The 19,987-nt window shown below is 60.8% G+C and carries 17 protein-coding genes; 4 read left to right on the top strand and 13 right to left on the bottom strand.

What is annotated here, in order from left to right:
- From IPJ76_14280 to IPJ76_14250, 7 genes are all read right to left on the bottom strand, one after another.
- Window positions 1–1,245, bottom strand: a complete 1,245-nt coding sequence (locus tag IPJ76_14280; GenBank protein ID QQR85759.1) for a glycosyltransferase — start codon at window positions 1,243–1,245, stop codon at window positions 1–3.
- Between the two features lie 10 nt (window positions 1,246–1,255).
- Window positions 1,256–2,476, bottom strand: a complete 1,221-nt coding sequence (locus tag IPJ76_14275) for a glycosyltransferase (protein ID QQR85758.1) — start codon at window positions 2,474–2,476, stop codon at window positions 1,256–1,258.
- Window positions 2,477–2,524: 48 nt separating this feature from the next.
- Window positions 2,525–3,520 (bottom strand): glycosyltransferase family 2 protein, encoded by a 996-nt coding sequence (locus IPJ76_14270; protein QQR85757.1) that lies wholly within the window; start codon window positions 3,518–3,520, stop codon window positions 2,525–2,527.
- Window positions 3,517–4,527, bottom strand: coding sequence for a glycosyltransferase (locus tag IPJ76_14265; protein QQR85756.1), 1,011 nt, complete (start codon window positions 4,525–4,527; stop codon window positions 3,517–3,519). The genes IPJ76_14270 and IPJ76_14265 overlap by 4 nt, the downstream gene beginning before the upstream one ends.
- Window positions 4,524–5,699 carry a glycosyltransferase family 4 protein gene (locus tag IPJ76_14260; protein ID QQR85755.1) on the bottom strand — a complete coding sequence of 392 codons (1,176 nt, stop codon included), beginning with the start codon at window positions 5,697–5,699 and terminating at the stop codon, window positions 4,524–4,526. The genes IPJ76_14265 and IPJ76_14260 overlap by 4 nt, the downstream gene beginning before the upstream one ends.
- A 34-nt stretch (window positions 5,700–5,733) precedes the next feature.
- Window positions 5,734–6,849: a glycosyltransferase gene (locus IPJ76_14255; GenBank protein QQR85754.1), complete on the bottom strand. Its 1,116-nt coding sequence runs from the start codon at window positions 6,847–6,849 to the stop codon at window positions 5,734–5,736.
- 120 nt (window positions 6,850–6,969) lie between these two features.
- Window positions 6,970–7,665 (bottom strand): class I SAM-dependent methyltransferase, encoded by a 696-nt coding sequence (locus IPJ76_14250; protein QQR85753.1) that lies wholly within the window; start codon window positions 7,663–7,665, stop codon window positions 6,970–6,972.
- Between the two features lie 202 nt (window positions 7,666–7,867).
- On the opposite strand from IPJ76_14250, the gene IPJ76_14245 reads away from it, so the two are divergent.
- The 4 genes from IPJ76_14245 to IPJ76_14230 are packed head-to-tail and all read left to right on the top strand — an operon-like array spanning window position 7,868 to window position 14,244.
- Window positions 7,868–9,160, top strand: a complete 1,293-nt coding sequence (locus IPJ76_14245) for a SprB repeat-containing protein (protein ID QQR85752.1) — start codon at window positions 7,868–7,870, stop codon at window positions 9,158–9,160.
- On the top strand, window positions 9,157–11,604 hold the full coding sequence (locus IPJ76_14240) for a cellulase family glycosylhydrolase (GenBank protein QQR85751.1): 2,448 nt from the start codon (window positions 9,157–9,159) through the stop codon (window positions 11,602–11,604). Before IPJ76_14245 ends, IPJ76_14240 begins: the two co-directional genes overlap by 4 nt.
- A complete protein-coding gene (locus tag IPJ76_14235; protein QQR85750.1) occupies window positions 11,601–13,322 on the top strand; it encodes a T9SS type A sorting domain-containing protein in 1,722 nt (573 codons plus the stop codon). Before IPJ76_14240 ends, IPJ76_14235 begins: the two co-directional genes overlap by 4 nt.
- A gap of 13 nt (window positions 13,323–13,335) precedes the next feature.
- Entirely contained in the window at window positions 13,336–14,244 is a 909-nt protein-coding gene (locus tag IPJ76_14230) for a gliding motility-associated C-terminal domain-containing protein (GenBank protein ID QQR85749.1), read from the top strand.
- Window positions 14,245–14,323: 79 nt separating this feature from the next.
- On the opposite strand, the gene IPJ76_14225 is transcribed toward IPJ76_14230, so the two are convergent.
- The 6 genes from IPJ76_14225 to IPJ76_14200 are packed head-to-tail and all read right to left on the bottom strand — an operon-like array spanning window position 14,324 to window position 19,987.
- Window positions 14,324–15,313 (bottom strand): glycosyltransferase, encoded by a 990-nt coding sequence (locus IPJ76_14225; GenBank protein QQR85748.1) that lies wholly within the window; start codon window positions 15,311–15,313, stop codon window positions 14,324–14,326.
- Complete coding sequence (locus IPJ76_14220; GenBank protein QQR85747.1) at window positions 15,310–16,266, bottom strand: hypothetical protein; 957 nt, start codon at window positions 16,264–16,266, stop codon at window positions 15,310–15,312. The genes IPJ76_14225 and IPJ76_14220 overlap by 4 nt, the downstream gene beginning before the upstream one ends.
- The gene (locus IPJ76_14215; protein QQR85746.1) at window positions 16,266–17,036 is read right to left on the bottom strand and encodes a GNAT family N-acetyltransferase; all 771 of its coding nucleotides are present in this window, start codon (window positions 17,034–17,036) and stop codon (window positions 16,266–16,268) included. The genes IPJ76_14220 and IPJ76_14215 overlap by 1 nt, the downstream gene beginning before the upstream one ends.
- Complete coding sequence (locus tag IPJ76_14210) at window positions 17,036–17,758, bottom strand: class I SAM-dependent methyltransferase (GenBank protein QQR85745.1); 723 nt, start codon at window positions 17,756–17,758, stop codon at window positions 17,036–17,038. The genes IPJ76_14215 and IPJ76_14210 overlap by 1 nt, the downstream gene beginning before the upstream one ends.
- A gap of 4 nt (window positions 17,759–17,762) precedes the next feature.
- Window positions 17,763–18,449, bottom strand: coding sequence for an acetyltransferase (locus IPJ76_14205; protein QQR85744.1), 687 nt, complete (start codon window positions 18,447–18,449; stop codon window positions 17,763–17,765).
- Window positions 18,446–19,987, bottom strand: a complete 1,542-nt coding sequence (locus tag IPJ76_14200; GenBank protein ID QQR85743.1) for an amino acid adenylation domain-containing protein — start codon at window positions 19,985–19,987, stop codon at window positions 18,446–18,448. Before IPJ76_14200 ends, IPJ76_14205 begins: the two co-directional genes overlap by 4 nt.

The following is a 19,987-nucleotide window of genomic DNA, read 5'->3' as shown; positions in this document are numbered from 1 at the left end:
CTAGTTCATTTCGGCTGCCAGCAGGTGGTCGCAAAGGCGCGCGAAGTTGTCTTCCGCCCGGAAATCCACAGCCCATCGTTCCCTGACGCCCTTGCGGAACGCATCCATCGCATACGGGGCCGAGCAGCACCTGAGCACGGCCGTGCCGATCTCTTCTGGGGCAGGATCCGACCGGAGGAGCACCCCGCACCGGTCATCCACGATCTCGCACACACCGCCCGCATCGGCTGCCAGCAGCGGAATACCGAAGCTGGCCGCTTCCTGCAGGGCCACGGGAATGCCTCCCTCGCTCGCGCTCATGTGCACGAAAAGATCAACGGGGTTCTCGTTATACCACTGCATCAGGTCCGCGTTGGCGACCGCCCCACGGAAGTCAGCGGAAACGTTGGTTGGCAGCTCCCGGGCGATTGCTCGCAGCCTGTCCATTTCCGGCCCTTCGCCGAAATGCGTCCACCGCACCGGGCGGTCGATGTGCTTCAATGCCGCGATGATGAGATCGACACGCTTGAGCGGATAGAGGTTGCTGCACGAAACCAAACGGATCGCATCGCTCGGCGCCCACGGAGCCATGCCATGATCAGTGGTGCCCATGCGGCTCAGCACGAGCTTGTGCGCGTGTTGCGGGGCGGTGGCCTTCAGATGCTCCATACCAGCGAGGCTTGGAACGTGCACCGCCGAAGCATGCGACATCACCAGGTCGCGGAAGGCTGGCCAACCGTCGGGTTCGCGATCGGCGTACAGGTCGAAGCCGTGCATGCGCGTGACGAACTTGACGTCCGGCAGCATGCGCTGCAGGAAGGCGAAGGCGATGGGCCAATCGTAGGCCCAGTAGCTGTAGATGACCGCGTCGTGCAGGTTGAGCTTACCCTGCTCAACGGCCTTCTTCAAAAGGATCGCGCGGTGCAAAGCCTGACGCATCCTTGGCCGGATCTCCGAAGTCCAACGCCTGTTGAACACCTCCTTGGTTGGCGCGCTCCGGCGGATCCCATCCACCAGTTCGTTCCACACCGTGCGGTGCTTCAGAAAACCCAATACCCCGATCGGCTTGTAAGGATCGTTCACCAGCACCTCGGTCCTTGTGTTCGCCGGTAGATCGCGATGTGCTCCGCCCTCTGCGAAAAGAGGCATTACGGCAATGGAGGTGAACCGCTTCGCCAGCACCGGCAGCTCGTTCTCCAAATACGCTTCACCCTTCCCGTAAGGAAAGCGCATGGTGAAGAGCAGGAGGTTGCGCGATGAAGCCATTGCGGGGGCATCAAGTCTTCAACAGAATGTCTGCGAACGCATTGTACACCACTTCCGCATCGAAGCGCGCGCGCCACGCTGCGCGCACACCAGCGCGCGCGCGCTCGGAATACCGAGGCCCGTTCTTCCACCCTTCCAGCAAACGCGCGACTTCCGCAATGTCCACTGCATTGGGCAACAACACCCCGGTGTGTTCACCCACCACCTCCCTAACCCCGCCCGCATCAGCACCGATGAGCGGTATGCCGAAACTGGCCGCTTCTTGCAACGCCACCGGCGCGCCACCTTCCGTGCGGCTCAGGTGGATGAACACATCCACCGGGTGCTGCTGGTACCAAGCGATCACTTCAGCATTCGGCCTGCTGCCCATCAGTGTTGCCTTCACATGCGCGGGAGCGGCTGCCAGCACAGTTTCAACCTTCGCGCGCTCCGGGCCGTCGCCGAAATGCGTCCATTGCACCGGCACCTTGCACGTGCACAAGGCTTCCGCGATCAGGTGCACGCGCTTCAGCTCCACCAAGTTGCTGCACGACACCACACGAAGTACATCAGCAGGCTGCCATGGTGCAACGCCACGATCGGCCGTGGCCAAGTAGCTCAGCGCGAACTTGCCTGCATGCCCCGGATGTGCCTTCACCATGTTACCTAGGCCATCCCCGCTGATCGGATGCAGGCCTTCCGCCTGTTGCACCTGGAAGCGCTGGAACATCTGCCAACCCTCCTTGGCCCGGTGCGCATACATGTCGAAGCCCATCATGCGGCTGCGGAAACGCACGCGCGGATCCATGCACTTCCACAGCCCGAGCGCCGTGGCCCAGTCCGCCGTCCAGAACGAGTAAAGCACAACGTGCCGCGGGTCGTAGGCAGCGCCGAGCTCCTTCTTCAACGCGATCGCACGCGCCAAGGCTTGCCGTGATCGGCTTCGCAGATCGGGCCACCGGCGCCGCACCGCTCCGAACGACGGTGCGGAAGCAATGCTGGTCCGCAGCAACTTCCAGAACGCACCGGAATGACCGAACACCTCACCAAACGAGGCAGCACGGTACGGATCTCCCAGGATGTGCCGCACCTCCACGTTCGGCGGCAGCGGGTTCGCTTCGCCCTTGCCCAGTAGGGGGAACAGAACCACTTTGTCGAACCGCTTGGCCAGCACGGGCAGCTCGTTGGTCAGGAACGCTTCGTTCGTTCCGTACGGATAGCTCACCGTGAACAACCAGAGTTCTTTGGGCATGTGTTTCATCTGCTCATCCCGATCCTTCGGGACCGACTTGGCGTGGGCTCAGCGCCGCAAGATCGCTTTCGCGCGGCGCTTGAGCAGGTAGCTCAAGCGGTCCAGCGGCCAACGCCCGGAGATGCGCAGGTGGGCCATGGCCGCACCGGCGCTGCGGTCCGCCAGGAAATGGAAGAGCTCGTCCCAAGCTGTTTCCAGGCGGTGCTTGAAGGCGGCCGGGGGAAAGAGCCCGCGTTCAGCGTTGAGTTCGAGCAGTTCATTCAACCATGCCCGAAGAGCCTTCACCATGGCGGCGTCAGGAGTTCGCCTGAAGATCTTGCCCGCGAGCAGGTGCAGTTCGAGCTGTTCTTCCGTCAGTGGCAGCCCGAAGAAGGCGAAAGCGCGCCGCGTGATATCGGCGAAGTCCTCGGACTTGTCGCGCCCGTGACTGATGTTCTGCGCGCCCCGCCGGTAGAGGGTCATGGCTTCATCGAGGTTGCCGAAGCGGCCCACGCGCGACACGCGCAACCAGAACAACCAGTCCTCGCCAACGCGCGGCCACGATGGATCGTAGCGCAATCCATGCTGCTCGATCACCGAGCGTCGCATGATGCTCGCGCCCTGGCTTACCGGCACTCCGAACAGCAGATTGGCCACGCAGTCATCGTGCCCAATGGGGAACTTCCACAGGCGGTCGCGTGCTCCGAACAACTGCAAGTGGCCTCCACTGGCAACGATATCCTGATGTGCGTCCATGAAAGCCACCTGCTTCGCGAGGCGATCGGTCACGGCCAGGTCGTCCGCATCCAAGCGGACCAAGTACGCGCCTCGCGCTTCGTCCAAGCATCGGTTGGCCGCACCAGCGGGCCCGAGGTTCTTCGGCAGTTCGATGATGCGGATGCGCGGATCACCGATCCCGCGCAGCACGTCCAGGCTGTTGTCCGTGCTCTTGTCGTCCACGCACACGATCTCGAAGTCCTGGAAACTGCCTTGCAGGACACTGTTGATGGCTTCCTTCACGAAAGGCGCCTTGTTGTACACCGGCATGAGGACCGAAACCTTCATCGCAACAGACTGCGCAGCTTGCGGCGCGTGCGGAAGAGGTTCCACGACGGCACGAGCAACTGTTTGCGCAGCTGCTGCACACGTAGTTCCTGATCTGGCGTAAGCTCCGTGGTGGCCCAAGGCTTCAGCTTCAACAACGCCTTCATCATGCGGAAGTCGTCGTGGCGGTGGATGGTGCCGTGCCACTTGAGCAGGAAGGTGACGGCCATGCGGCGCACGATGTCCTTGTGCTTCACGTCAGCGGGAAGCCCGCGCAAACCTTCGACCATGCGATGGCCGAGGGGGAAGATGTCGGCCAGTTCGCCTTGTGCGGTGCCCACGCAGAGATCGTGCAGCAAGGTGGCCATCTCATCCAGGAACCGTTCGTGGCTGGTGATGGTCTTGCTGGCATCGTGCAAACGGAACACGGCCAGCTCCACCGGATCGAAGCGCATGTGCTGGGTGCCGTTGCGCAGCACGTGCTGCCACCACAGCTCAACGTCCATGACGTACCGCAATGCCGCGTCAACACCACCGATGGCACGCACCACGTCCGTCTTGTAGTACGTGGCCGGCTGGTTGATGACGGGATCGCTGAACAAACGCGCAGCATCATCGGCATCGTTCAACCGATCGAAGACCCGGTGCCCGTGCTTGTCGCTGTGGATAACGCGGCCGCCGAAGACGCGCAAGGAAGCATCGGCCGCAAAGGCCTCCCCCACTTTCTTCAAGGCGCCCGGTGTCAAAGAGTCGTCGCTGTTCACCCACGTGAAGACCTGTCCGGTGCCATGTGCCAAGCCCTTGTTGATGGCGTCGCTCTGGCCGTTGTCCTTCTCGCAGCACCACCACTTCAACTTGGCCGCGTGCTTCACCAGCACATCACGGCTGCCGTCCGTGCTACCGCCGTCCACCACGATGTGCTCCACATCCGGATAGCCCTGGTCCGCAACCGAGAGGATGCACTCCTCCAGGTAACGCGCCTGCTGGAAGCTGGGCGTGATGACGGTGATGCGGGGCAGCGTGCTCATGCGTTCCGGGCTTGCTCCAATGATCGTGCGAAAGCTGCAGCACTGGCTTCAACGGTGAAGCGCTCCCGCGCCGAAAGATGCGCGCGTTCGCCCATTGTCCGTGCGCCTTCACGGTCGCGCAACAACTTCAGCATGGCTTGCGACAGGTCGCGGGAATCGCGGCTGAAGAGATGGCCGTTCACGCCGTCCTGCACCACCTCGGGCGTGCCACCGCTGGCGTGGCCGATCACAGGAAGCCTGCAGGCCATGGCTTCCACCATTGCACGACCGAACGCTTCCCAGCGCGAAGCGGAGATGAACGCATCGCAGCGGAGCATTGCACTGATGGGGTCATCAACAAAACCCGCGAGCTGCACGGCACCCTGCTGACCGGTGCGGACAATGGCGGCACGCAAGGCCTTGTCGCGACCTGTTCCTGCGATGATGAGCCGCGCTTCGGGGAATTCCTTCCGCACGAGCGCAAGGGCTTCCACGGTTTCCGTCTGGCCTTTGCTCGGGTGCAGCAAACCCATCTGGAAGAAGGTGAAATGCCCCGGGTCCGGTTGGCGCGGCCGTGTGGAAAGGCCCGCGTACGTGGTGCTCCTGAACACACCGTTCGGGACCACATCGATGCGCGACGCATCCAGGCCGAACCGCAGGAGATCATCCTTCAGCGCCTGCGAAATGGCAACAACGCGGGCGGCGGAACGCAGCGCTTTCGAATAGGCCGATCGACCAGCATCGTGGGTGAGCCCGTAGTGCTGCTCGGGGAATTCGCGCGCGTGCCACACATGCGGCTTGCCCAGCGCCGCTGCTGCACGCCAGCCGATGCTCACCGCAAGACTGTTGCTGTGCACGACATCCGGCTTCCATTCGCGGAGCCTCGGCAGCACATCGTTCAGTGCCTGCAAGCTCTTGCGTTTCCGCGCACTGGCCGCGCGCGTATGCCGCAGCCATTGACCGACCATGTGATGGAGCCGACCCCCGTAGTAACGTTCGCTCATCCAGGGCTCGAACGGCGCAATGAGGTACGGCACCCCTTCCTCTTCCAGTCGAGCGGTCAATGGGCCCTCTTTCGGGACCACCACCAGCGGCTGCAGCATGCCTTGTGCCCGCAATTCCAAGAGCACCTCGAGCAAGCTGCGGTTGGCGCCGTAGAGCTCGGCGTAGTGCGTGAAGGTTGCCAAGCGCATGGCGATCGGATCAGGGCGAAACTAGCCGCCAGCTTCACCGTGCAACGCCCAGCAGGATGCGTTGCAAACCCTCGATGGTGTGCCGCATGGTGTAGTGCGCTTCCACGTTGGCGCGACCATCGGCACCCATACGACCGGCCAAGGCGGCATCAGCGGCCAGCGCGAGCATGTTCAACGCCATGGTTTCCACATCGTGCTCGGCGCAGAGCAGGCCATGCACGCCATCGTGCACCACATCCGGAATGCCTGCGTGCCGCGTTGCAATGACCGGAATGCCGGTGGCCATGGCTTCCAGCACGGCCAGTGGAGTGCCTTCGTGGTCGTTGTCGCCGCTGACGATGCTGTGCTGGACGAAGGCCCGCGCGCCTCGCAGGATGTTCGCTACTTCCGTGTGGGCAAGCACACCCGTGAACGTCACGGCCTGTGCCAGCCCGTTGGCTTGAACGAACGCTTCGCACTCCGCTTTCAAGGGTCCATCGCCGATGATGGTCAGCCGGATCTCCGTGTCCTTCAGCCAAGCCTGATGGAAAGCGCGCAACGTGAGCAAAGGGGCCTTCTTCTCCACGAACCGGCCAATGGCAACGAACTGCTTCGGCGCACGGGCAGGAGCGCCCACGGCGAAGCGCTCGATGTCGATGCCGTAGCAGTTGTAATGCAGCCGTTCGCGCGGTGCCCCGAGCGAGAGCAACTGCTCCTCCATCTCGCGGCTCACGGCAATGATGGCTGCGGCTTCGCTCAGCACCGCGCGGTAGTTGTCCTGTTCGTCCAGCAGTTTCGTGCTGAAGGCATCGACGCCGTGGAAATGGACAACCATTGGAATTCCCAACCGGCGGCAGATCGGCAACATTGCGGAGCCTGTGGGGCCGTATTCCGCCAGCACTACTTCCGGGGCGTAGGCCTTTACGACGGCGAGGACGCTCTTGGCATGCTCACGGTCCCAAGTGCTGCCCGAACGCAACCGAATGCTGCGCATGAACTTGGCGAAGCCGTGGATGTCCATGATGGCGCTGCCGTCTTCATATCGCTTTGGCAGGAAGCCATCGGTGAGGACGAGGTGTTCACCTGGCAACCGTTCGATGTGCGCGCGGATGAAGGTCTCGCTCCAGGCGTCGCGGTTGGGCGAAACGATGACGGTGCGGAGCGTGCTCATGGACGATCAACCACGGATGCGCATGAAATACATCCACGGATGAACACGGATGAACACGGATAAAGGCCAACCGCGCGATGGAGAGTGGAACTTCTATCCATGTTCATCCGTGATCAAACCCTACTTCACCGCGGTACCGGAAAGACCGGTGATCATCGGGCCGTGCGCAAGGTTGCCGACCTGGTCGTTGCGCAGCAGATGTTTCACGATCGGGAAGGTGATGTGTTTGAGCAGGGAACGACGGCGCTTGCTCATCGGCTTTCGCGACACCCACAGACCGATCATCTGCGCCAGGCTCGCGTTCCATCCGCCGTGCGGCGTCACCACCACATCCTTGAAGCCCGCTTCCTTCAACATGCGCTCCATGGCAAAGGGCGTGTAGCGATGCTCGTCGTAAGGCACATCGTGCAGCGGCCAGAGGAAGGGGACGGTGAAGAAGAACGTGCCTCCTGACCGCATCACGCGGTGCGCTTCACGCAACACCACGAGCGGTTCCGGGCAGTGCTCCAAAACCTCGATGGCCATGGCGTGGTCCACACTGGCATTGGCGAGCGGCGCGGTGCGGCCGTCCCATTCCAGGTCCGGCGGCACCTTCTTGTAGATGCCCTGACTGCCGAGGTCCATGCCGATGTACTTGGTGATGCCCGAAGGTTGTTGCATGAGCAAGTCGCGGTACGGCATCACGCCGCAACCGATGTCGAGCAATGAACCTTGGAAGCGTGGCTTAGCGGCGTTCACCGCCTTCAGGATCGACGAGCGCACAGGGTACAGGTCCTGCGTGTCGCGCGTGAGCCGGGGATCGGTGAAGGGATGCATCGGGCCGGCAAAGGTGATCAGCGCTGCGGACCTGATCCTAATGGTTGATCGCCCTCCCTACCATGGGCTGTATTCGTCCCACGACTTTTCAACAGTGGCTCATGTTCTCGCGCCAATTCGACCGGGTCGCGCGTAGATTCACATCACGTTCTGTGAGAGTCCGTTCAGTTGGATCGGCGTTTTCCACCTAACCCATCCTGTCATGCGTTCTGTTCTTCTTTCCTGCTGTGCCCTTGCTGCCGTGGCCGCCCAAGGCCAAGCACTCAACGGCACTCTTACCCTTTCGAACTTCAACGGCAGCAACATCAGTTGTAAGGGCGGCAACAACGGGTCCATCAACTTAACACCGACAGGCGGCACTCCGCCGTACGCCTTCGAGTGGAGCAACAACGCCACCACCGAGGACATCAGCGGGTTGACGGCAGGTTACTACTCTGTGCGCATCACCGACGCCGCCAACAACAGCAAAACCCTTCAAACCACCCTCACTGAGCCAATGGCCCTTACGGCCTACGCCACGCTCTACGAGTACGGCAACGGCTACAACGTAAGCCTCTTCAATGCCTTCAACGGCAGCATCACCGTTACGCGCACTGGCGGCAAAACCCCGTACACGCAGGTGTGGAACGACGGCAATACCCAACAGAACCGCACCGGCGTGGGTGCCGACAACTACTCCTTCACCATCACCGATGCCAACGGCTGCGTCTTCACCTCGCCCACCTACCAGCTAACCCAGCCCGAGCGCACCGATTGGACCATGGGCGGCAATGCGGGCACCAATCCGGCTACGCAGTTCATCGGCACTACCGATAACAAGGACCTATCATTCAAGACTGATGGGCAGGAACGGGTGCGACTGCAGACTGATGGCGATGTGCAACTGAACTCACTGGCGTTTCCTGCTGGATACCGTTTGGTGGTTGCGGACTCCACCGGCGTAATGAAGATCCTTGGTGGCCCAGGCGACCCCTACCCAGGCAGGATCAACGGCCTTGGTTGCCCGAACCAATACCCGTGGCTATTGTGCGGCAATGCCATCGCTGTGGATGAGTTCATCGGCACCACGAACAACATGCCGCTGAACATCAAGACGAACGGGGTGCAGCGCATCAGGGTTGATAGCAATGGAAAAGTGGGCATCGGCACATCACCACCGAACAATTCCAGCAGCCTGTACCAGCTTTACGTGGAGGGAGGCATCATGGCGCGGGACATCAAAGTCACCATCACTGCTTTCCAAGACTATGTCTTCGACCCGCGCTACGAGATGATGCCAATGGACAAACTCCGGGAGTACATCGCACCGAACCACCACCTCCCGACAATGCCCAGGGGTGCGGATGTCGAAGCTGAAGGTGGTATTGAGGTCGGCGACCTGCAACTACGGCTGGTGCGCACCGTGGAGGAGCAGGCGTTGTACATCCTGCAGTTGGAGGAGCGCTTGCGCGCAATGGATCTGCGGATGGAACAAGTTGAAGCCAGGCAGCGATGAAACTGCCCGCTCGCCTCCGGTACGGCTCTGTGGTGATACTGATCACGGCGGCCCTGCTCCCTACAGGGGCAAGCGCGCAGTTGGGTTACATCCATCTGCAAGGCGACCAGTTCATCGACGAGCATGGGGATCCATTCTATCCCATGGTCATGAACTACTACGTGGATTATTTCTATCAAGGAACTGAAGGAATGTTCCCAGCAGACCCTACGGCTTTGGAGGTAGGAACCTTGCGCTTCGGTCGTTCGAGCCTGTGGTCTTGCGTTGGCTGGTACAACTACCCTCCCGTCCAAAGTCAACAGGCGTTCTTGCAGGACATGTCGGAAATGAAGGCCCAAGGGTTCAACACCGTTCGCTTCGTGAGCAATGCCACGAAGAAGGAAGGCGTTGCGGGGTTCAACCTATCGGCCAAGTACCATCCATCGGGCCAGGGAGGGATAGCAAAGAACATGGACCCGCCTTACGACCCGGACCTGAACACCAATCCCGTGGTGTGGTTCCACTTCAACACCATCTTGGCCGTGTGCAGTTTGGCCAATACGCTCGGCATGAAGGTCATCGTAGAGCCGGTGCTCGGCCCTGAGTTGGTCAGGTGCTTCCCGAATGACGCCGTGAACCTGGACCACATTGCCTTCTTGGAGGCGCTCGCCCAATTCCTGGCCGCCCATCAAGTCCACAATCTGCTGGCCTACGAGTTCTATGGCGAACCCACGTTCGCTGATCAAGGCATGGGCAGCCAGCACACGAAGGCTCAGATCTGCGAGCTGGCGCATTCCTGGTCCAACGCAGTGCGCATCCACGACCCGGACCATCTGGTCACCATCGGCTCGGTGTACCATACGGACGTTATGTACGAAGGCTGGGATCCCATGCTCCTCGATGTCGATTTTGCCACCATCCACGTCTATCCGCTCATGGATGAGTGGGAGTGGCAACAGGATCCCGCGACCTTCCTCGCGGCGGCCACAGAGCGCTACAGCAACATGTTCAAGTTCTACGATGCGCACCTGCGCAAACCATACATCGTCACGGAAACCGGCTTCTCCGGCGAGGATCCCTTCGTGCAATGCAGTACCACCCCCAACCCGCTCATCGGATATCCCATGACCTGCTGGGGCGATGAAACCCACCAGAACGATTTCCTCGAAGCCACCTTCGCTGGCATCCGGGACAGCCGCTGTGCGGGATACGGCTGGTGGATCTACATGAACATGCATTGGCTGCCTGAGCCGGACGTCAACAATGTCAACACCAAGCCGCTCAACACATGGAAGGAACGCTACTTCGGCATCCTGCGCTTCGGTGACCCCGTGAGCAACCCCGCTCCAGGCACCACTGGGGGGGAAGGCTCGCGTAAGCAGGCAGCGCAAACCATGGCCGATTGGGCCACTAACCCGCCCGCCTACGCGCCCTTCGGCGCCATACCACCTACCTTGGACATGAACGAGCGGTACTACAATCAGTACATGCACCCGCCCAATAACATCACGTACGACAACCCGAACGTGCCCGGCTCGCCAAATCAGTACGGCACGCTTACCGGGCGGGTGGTGGATGCTGCTACCGGCGAACCCATTGCAGGGGCGGTGGTGCATGCGAATAACTCGACGCATATGGGGCTGGACATCAACAACAACCTCGTTCCTCAGATCAGGGCCTACGTGACCTACACCGATAACGATGGGTGGTTTGAGCTTCGAGCGTTAGACCCAAGACCAGGATTACTGGTCAACAACAACGGTAACCCATTGGACGGATCCGGTATGAGTGACTGGACCATTCAAGACATCAAGATCGCCGGCCACGCCACAGAGCAGGTGCAAGTGAACGGACATTTCGAACAAGGCGACACCTACGAAGTGAACACCCTGCAGCCGCGTATTGACCGTGTGGTGGAGAACGAATATGTAGCCCAAGGAACTACAGAGCACTTCGATGCCTTGGCATCCTTTACTACAACCGGTGTGGTCATCGATGGCACCTCCGACCTGAAAGCGCGGTATGAAGTTTACCTCACCGCTGAGTTCCATGCCGCGCAGGGTAGCGAAACGCACATCTACACCGAACCGGTTTTCTTCACCTGCGATGAGGTGTACGATGCTGATCTAAAATCAGCGACCGGGTCGAATGCGCATCTTGTGGCGCGCGAACGCGTTGCGCCTCGGCAGATGCAATTACAGTTCGCGTTACCGGTCGAGGAGTTTACAGTGGACATTCACCCCAACCCGACCAATGGGATCGTAACGTGCTTAGTGCGCACCACGGATGCGGAGGCTACAGAGATCACCTACCTTCTAGTGGACGCGACCGGTCATGTAGTGCTGCGCAGTTCAGTATCCGGATTGCGCTTCCAGATCGACCTGTCGGCGCTCGCACCGGGCACTTACGTCATGCATCTCAGCACAGGTAACCATACCGTAGAACGAACTCTTGTCAAACAATGAGAACGCACATCGACATTCTCCCTGCCGTTGGGGCTTGGCTGCTGCTGGCAGCACCCACGTTAGCGCAAGAGTTTCAATGGCTAAGGCACATCGGCGGGCAAGGGATGGACTTTGGTCGAGTTTCGGCCGAAGATGACCAAGGCAACTTTTATGTCCTGGTCAATTACGCTGGAGACACACAAGGCAACCCTTTTCCTATCAGCCACAACAATTGCTACGTTGACGGCGACACTGTTTCGGGCAATGCCGATTCATTCATCGCCAAATACGACCCGAATGGGTCGTTGGTATGGCTGAAGAGCTGCGTTTCGCCTGGAGGCGCTGGGCTGATCGATATGGTCGTGGATACCACATCACAAGCGCTCTACGTTGTGGGCACTTATCAAGGAAGTTGTCAATTGGACACTGTTGGCATCGCTGCGGGCGCGTTCGCAGCGGCCATGCTCTCCCGGTGGACGTACGATGGCGCCTGTGTTTGGGCGAAGAACGTGGCCACCTCGGGCACTGACTTGTTCGGATCCCAGTGTTTCATGCGGTCTATTGCTTTGAGCGCTCAGGGGCAGCTGGTCGTGAGCGGTTCCACTACCCAATACACAACAACCTATGTGAACGGTCAAGCCTTTCCGTTTGGTTCTTTTCTTGCTGGGTTCGACTTGGATGGCGGCCCTTTGTGGGCGCGGCCTTTCGTTCAAGAATACGACCAAGGCGTGTATCCCGTGTTTCTCGCCAGCCGCGGAGCCTTTACCTATGCGCTATCTGCTTACGATCTCGATGTATCTGACACCATTTCAGTTGACACGATCACGCTAGTCGGAGAGGAAGCGGAGAAGGGCTATTTCTTGACCCGCCTGAATACTGGAACTGGTGATTTCCAATGGCTCAAGCGGTCCGGCATCGGTTGCGGTCTAATGTTCAATGGCCAAGTGTTGACGACCGATGGGCTTGGTGCTCCCGTCATTGGCGGCCTTTTCAATGATTCTGCGTTCTTTGATAACGATACGCTGCTCAGCACAACACCAGCGGTATGGAGCATGTTCATCGCCGCACACGATACCTCCGGTCAAGTGGTGGAAGCAAAAGCGTTCCACGCACCAGGCGGTGTGATGTGCGAGTCGGTGGCCTCAGAACCGGGCGGTGGGTTCTATGCAACGGGCTATGCTTGGCCCGGGACCAGTGATTGGGATGGTATCCCTTTCGAGGTCGCGAACATTCGGGAAGTTTTCGTGAGCAAGCACGCCGCAGATGGGACCTGTCTTGGAGTGTTCACGGATGGGAGTGGTCGCCTGAACGGGAGCACCGTACTGCCTACCACCAACGGTCTGTACCTCGGCCTGTACTTCTCAGAAGACCAGGCCAATGGCACGGTTACGTTGGGTGATTCCTCCTTCACCTCCTACGGTTACCGGGACGTGCTCATTGCCAAGCTGGATCAGGTTACCGGCATTACCCCGTTCCGCGGTGCCGAGAACAACGCCCTGCACATCTACGCCAACCCCAACAACGGCCTGTGCACCATAGACCTGCCGCAGAGCCTGAGCGCCACCGATGATCTGGTGCTGAGCGTGTACGACAACACCGGCCAACTGGTGCAGCGTGTGCCGTTGGAATTCACAGACACCGGCCTGAAGCTGGATGTGCGCGCCCAAGCCAAGGGCATCTACCATGTGGAGTTGGGCGATGGCGAGCAGCGGTACACGGGTACTATTGTGTTCGAGTGACTTCCGGCGAGCCATGATCGGATCCGCAAAGGACCACGTGCGTATTCCAATGTCTCGTTCTGGTCGCAGCATCATTTTGGTGGCGATCGCTCTTTTGCCATTCTGCGCATGGGCGCAGCAAGTGTCGAACCCATCGTTCGAAGGAACTCCGCAAGCGGGCATCGCTCCGCCCGGTTGGTTCCCGTGCCATCCTGCAAGCACTCCCGATACGAATCCGGGCAACTGGAACTGCAACACCGTTGCATCCCACGGTTCCACGTACATGATGCTCGTAACACGTGGCCTACCAGGCCCCCTCCCGAATACTACTGAAGACGCCGCTGCATTCCTGCAATCACCTCTTGCTGTGGATTCGGTGTATGCTTATCGAGTGGACCTCGCCATGTCGTCTACGGCGGGGTTTGAGTATTGGGGAGAATGGCTGTCCACTGGAAATCCGGTGAAGCTCAGGGTGTGGTGCGGTGGCTTGGATTGCGACCGCATCGAACTTCTCCAGGTCATTGACTCAGTGCCGAACACTGAGTGGGAAACCTACAACCTTGACTTGCAACCGACCATTGAGCCGTGCAATTCGTTGATACTGGAAGCCTGGTACATCGCACCGCCAAGGTATCTTGGAAACATCCTGATCGACCACTTGCGCTTCGGGCCGGACAGCATATCCGAAACACCGAACACCGAAGTCGTCGTCCCCAACGTTCTCACTCCCAACCAAGATGGTGTCAACGATGCATTCCAGATCATTGGTGGAGCGAATTGGCCGAGCGTTACCGTGTTCGATCGCTGGGGACTTATCGTGTACCGCTCACCGGCCTATCAAAACGATTGGCGTGCAGAGAATGTACCCGACGGTGTTTACTTCTACGTGGTTGAACTGGCAGCAGGGAAGCGCATATCCGGTTACTTGAATGTGCTGAGGTGATGGCCAAAGGCACAGCAGTACCATTGTGTTCGAGTGAGGCTTGGCCTTTACATAGACCGTCGGCTGCCTCCGCGTAAGATCACTTCGCCCCGCGCAGCCTCCCGATGACCTTGGTCAAACGCGGCCAATGGCTCAGCATGAACAAGCGGCGCAACGTCTTTGTGTCCGGCTTTGCTTCAGTGGGCATGTCGCTCAATTCCTGCCAGCGCTTCTTGGCCAAGGCGAGGTCGCTGGCTTGCACGGCCGCATCGAAGCTCTGGCGCAGCAACCCAGCACGCCGTAGCGCGACCTGTCCGGCGTAGCGGTTCCCGGTCATGGCGTTGATGTGCGGCAGCAGGTCCAGGTTGTACTGCAGCTTGTACTGGCGGTTGGCCATGCTGAACATGCCACCGGCGTGCATGCGGCGCACGGCCATGGGCCGGTCGATGTACACCAGCGGCCCGCGCTGCGCCAGGGCCAGGTTGATCATCAGGTCCATCACCGGGCGGTCTTTCAGGTCGCCGAACAGATCGAAGCGTGGACGGTTGTTGATCAGCATGCCCGCCAGCGGGATGAAGTTGCCGTTGATGAGCTCGGCCTCGCCGTAGCGATCGCGGATGCCGCTCTCGCCCAACCAAGCACGCACATAGTCGCTGCGCTGGCCTTCCGGCGTTTCGTTCCAAGCGTTGGTGAAGCAGAGGCTGGCCCCGGTGCGCAGGACCGTGTCCGCTTGCAGCTCCAGTTTGCCGGGATCGGTCCAGTAGTCGTCACCTTCCACCAGCGCCACCATATCACTGTCGCGCAAGCATTCCTCCCAGACGGGAAAACTCACATGCGACGTGCCTTTGTTCCTTTCGGACAGGATGAGCGTGATGCGGTCTCCGTAACGCTCCTTGTTGGCCAGGACGATCTCGCGCGTGCGGTCGGTGCTGGCATCCTCGCCGATCACCAACTGCACCCGGTGGCGCGTGCGCTGCATGAAGACGCTGTCGATGGCCTGCTGGATGAACGCCTCGTGGTTGTAGGTGAGCATGAACACCTTGATGGTGAGCACTTCACCCCCACCGGTCGTGCTCACTCCTTCGCTCATCGCACCAGTTCGGCCACGCCGAAGCCCGAGACACCGAAGCCGTTGCCGTTGTAGAACATCAGCACGCGGTCGCCCTCCTTCGCTGAAGCTCCGGCGGGCGCGTCCACCTTCACCACGTACGGGTACGCCACCATGTCGCTGTCCCATTGCCCGGGCGATACGGTGAGGCCGGCCTGTGCATCATCGCGGTGCCAGGTTAGCGCGTCAGTGCTCCAGGCGTATCCCATGCGGTAGGCTTGGTCGCCACCGCGGAAGTCGGCAATGCCACGGTGGCAGAACCACATGTGATAACGATCGCCCAACCGGATGACCGTGGGCCGATGGGTGGGTTCGTGCTCACGCAGCCAGGGCACCAGCTCCTGGTCCGGACGGGTCCAGTGGATGCCGTCGCTGCTGTGGCCGTAGCGCAAGCGATAGACTTCCTCGAGCTGCCCGTTCACCTCGAACCAGCCGAGGCCGCGCGCATACCACATGTGCATGCGTTCGCCCTCGGGCAGGACGAACACGGCCGTGGCGCTGTAGATCTCGTTCGGCGTGCGGTCCACGACAGGGCCAGGGAACATGCGATGGAAGGTGGCGCCGTCGTCGTCGCTCACGGCAATGCCCGTCCAGTTGCTGTAGCGGATGTTCTCGCGCCGGCTCCAGCCGCCGTAGTACAGCCACACTTGTTTACCCTTCTTGATCACGCACGATGGCATGATGCCGTGCTCGTCGAACGCCCCGGCCGGACCGGGTTGAAGGACAGGTTGCTCGTTGAGTGCGATCACCTTGGTGGGATCATTCCGATCCAAATCCACGAAAGTGGTGAGGCTCAGGTTGCGCTGTGGGCGCGTGGCGAAGTACACGCGGATGCGGTCGTCGAGGACCAATGCCGCGGGGATCTGCGCATGGCTGTGCATCCAGCCGCCCTCGCCGTTCACTTGGAACACCTTACCGAGCTTCTTCCATTCCATCAGGCCGTGAACGTAATGAGTTGGTAGGTGTGGACGTGCCGCAGCCCGCAGGCCTTGGCCAGTGCCATCGACGGTGCGTTGGCGGTGAAACAATCCCAGTTCGGCGTGGCGCCTGTCTCCTTGCACCGTTGCATGAAGGCCAGTGCTGCCAAGCGACCAAGACCCTGGCCGCGCATGTGCTCAGCGGTGAGCACGTCCACCTCGTGGATGTTGTTGCTGACAGCTGCACTGTAACAGATGGAAGCCGGCTCGCCGTTCAGCGTCACCAGCTCTGCAACACCGTGCTTCAACAGCTCCGCACCCGAACGCCAGAAGCGGCCGGTGAGGTTGAGGCCGAGTGCCTCGGCCGCAGCCATGGTGCTGGTGTTCAACGGTGCGACTTCCGTGCCTGTGATGGTCGGCACACGCACGGCTTCGTCCTTTTCCCATCCACGGAAAACCGAACGCTCGCGACTGCGGAAATGAGCTGGGGCTTGTCGCTCAATGGCCTGCAGAAGCGCCCCGGCAACATCGTAAACCATCACATAGCGTCCGGCGATGGCCGGGTGTGCTCGCCATGCCTTCAACAAGCCATCCGCCTCTTCAACGCTGGCGACTTGTCCGAGCAGTTGTGTGAAACCCGAGGCGTGGGTGATGCAAGTCCATTCGCCCGAAGCGAGGGCAACACCGTCCTGCACACCTTCCGCCACGCTGCGGATGATGGCGAAATCGTGCGCCCCGCTCCGGTCGTATCGTTCCAACAGATCGCGGCCCGGTGCGATGCGCTCCATCACTCCTTCACGATGTACGCCGTGGGCATCCAACCGAAGGGCAACGTGCGCACCTTGGCGTTGGGCAGTACGTCGCGCACGGCGCGGGTCTCGCCCGGCGAGAGTTCGTGGTTGTACTGATCGAGGATGAGGATGCCGCCCGGTGTGATGCGTGGCCAGAACGCCTCGATGCTCGCCTTTGTCACTTCGTAGATGCCCGCGTCGAGGAACACGAGCTTGAACTGCATGTAGGCGTGCTCCTGGAAGAAGGGCACGAGGTCCTTCGTGGCGTCCACCTTGTGGATCTTCACGATGTTGTCCATGCCCTGCGCCTTCACCAGTTGCAGCACGCGATCGTACTTCTCCGTGTAGGACCCGCTGTCCACGTACTTCTCTTCCTCGGTGGTGGCCATGCCCTCGAACCAGTCGAAGCCGTGCACCATGGTCATGCTGCTGGGCTCGAACAAGCGCACGAGCTTCCCGAAGAGCAACGAACCACTGCCCTTGTACACGCCCATCTCAGCAATGTGGCCGCTCACTTCCAACGTCTGCTTGTAGAGCTCGTACAGCGTGAGCAAGCGGGCCAGCCCGAAGTGCCCGATGAAAGCGGGGAAGTGCTCCAGGAAATCGTCCCACGTGTAGCCCATGCCCTTCATGGTCTTCACGCCTTCGTGGTACTGCGGGCGCAGGGGGTCGTACTTGCGCGATTCGAACTCGGCGTAGCGGTGTCCTTCGTTGGCCATGGGATCAGAGGGATGTGAAGTTGCTCATGCGCAGGAACTGATCGGTGTTCAGGCGCAAGGGTTTGTCGGGCGCGGCAATGACGACCTGTTCATCGGGCAGGTCCTTCACCACCAAGGCGTTGGCGCCGATGAAGCAGCGACGGCCCACGCGAACGCCGTTGCCGATGGTGCTGTTGATCGCAAGGAACGAGTGGTCGCCGATGGTGACGGCCCCGGCGATGTTGGCGCCGCTGGTGATCCAGCAGTGGTCGCCCACGGTGGTGTGGTGGCCGATGATCGCACCGCTCCAGACGAAGACATCAGCGCCGATGCGAGCGCGCGGGTGGATGTGCACGTCGCGCATGATGAAGGCGTTCTCGCCCACCGGTGTGCCCTGCGGAAGCCCACTGGCGGGGTGGATGAACGCGGGCATCGCATAGCCCATGGCGCGTGCAGCTTCCATGGTGCGCGATCGAACGGCGTTCATGTCGTGGTAGCCGATGGCAACGAACAGGTCGTGCGTTGCGGGCGGGCACTTGCTGGCCAGTTCATCGAAGGGGATCACCGGTAGCCATTCCTTCTCTGGTGAAGTGGCGAACTGGCGATCAACGGTCCACGCGGCCACATCGATGCCGGCCTCGTGCTTCATCAGGTCGTGCACCACCTCGCCGATCTTGCCGATGCCGAAGATGACCTTCTTGCGTGCGCTCATGAACACAGTGCTTTGAGTTGTAGACGGTCGATCTTGCCGTTGGCGTTCTTGGGAAGGGCCGGCAATAAATGGATCTTCCGCGGCATCATGTAGTGCGGGAGGCGTTGGGCCACTGCCGTGCGCAGCTGCTGATCGTCGGCCGTTCCCATGACGAACGCCTGGATGCTGCCCGTGCCCAAGGCATCGCGGTGGTAAACCACGCCGACCTCCTGCACAGCATCAAGCGCGTTGAAGGCCGCTTCGATCTCCTCGAGCTCGATGCGATAGCCCATGTGCTTCACCTGGTTGTCCACACGGCCTTTGAAGTGGAGCATGCCTTGAGCATCGCGTTGCACCAGATCACCCGTGCGGTAGACGATCTTCCGGTAGTTCGGCTCATGCGGATCCTGCACGAACGCCGCGGTCGTTCGCTCGGGGTCGTTGTAGTAGCCGCTGCCCACGTGCCCGCCACCGAGCAGCAGTTCGCCCAGGTCCGGGTCGGACTTGTCCAACGGATCGATCACGGGATAGAAGCCCGGCGCGAGCCTGCCCAGCGGTGCCAGGTTCTCCATGTCGGCGAAGTCCGCTGCCGCGATGGGATAGGCCGAACAGATGCACGTGCATTCCGTGGGGCCGTAAACGTTGAGCAATTGCACGCGATCGCCGATGAGGCCGTGCAGTTCCTTCAGCCGTGCCTTGGCGAACCCTTCGCCGCCGAACATCACCGTGCGCATGCGGGCGAACGAGGTACGGTCGATGGCACGCATGGTGAGCAGGTAAACGAGCATGCTCGGCACGCTGAACCAGAAGGTGCAGCCCAGGGCATCAATGGTCTTCACCAGTGCGCGCGCATCCTTCACCTGTTCGGGCGTGAAGGGACAGAGCGTCGCTCCGTTGTACAACGAGACATAGATGTCGAAGACCGAGTTGTCGAAGTAGATGGGATTGACGTTGGTGAGCACATCGCCCGGGCCGACGCCCAGTTCGCCCGTGCCCCACTCCACGAAACGTAGCACGTTGTCCTGCGTCATCACCGCGCCTTTCGGGAAACCCGTGGAGCCGCTGGTGAACATGATGTAAGCGCCATCGGTGCCGCTGATGGCAGCTTCCGATGAGCATTGCCCAATGAGCGCGGCATCGGCGGCCGACGCGGCCATCGCCTGCACCATCACGGCCCGTGCATCGGCACCTTCCGGTGGTTTGCTCTGCTCGCCGTCCAACAGCACGAGCACTGGCTTGCAGCGGTCGATGATCCGGCGAGCACGCTCCGGCGGGCTTTCGGGATCGAGGTTGGTGTAAAGGATGCCGAGCGCGTTGCACGCGAGCATGGCAGCCAGCGCTTCAGGGCTCTTGCGGTTCACGATGGCCACCACTTCGCGTGGCTTCACGCCTTCCTTCAATAGGCCCGTCGCCACGCGTTGCACCAGGTCACCCAACTGCGAATAGCTCACCTCTCGACCATCAGGATAACGCAGCGCAACGGCACCTCCACGTTCGTGCACCACACGACCGAACCGGGCGCCGAGCCCGATGTGCGAGGAGAACGGCGCGTGATCCAT

Source organism: Flavobacteriales bacterium (assembly GCA_016699575.1).
GTDB lineage: Bacteria > Bacteroidota > Bacteroidia > Flavobacteriales_F > PHOS-HE28 > PHOS-HE28.
This window is presented reverse-complemented; position numbering and strand designations above follow the sequence as displayed.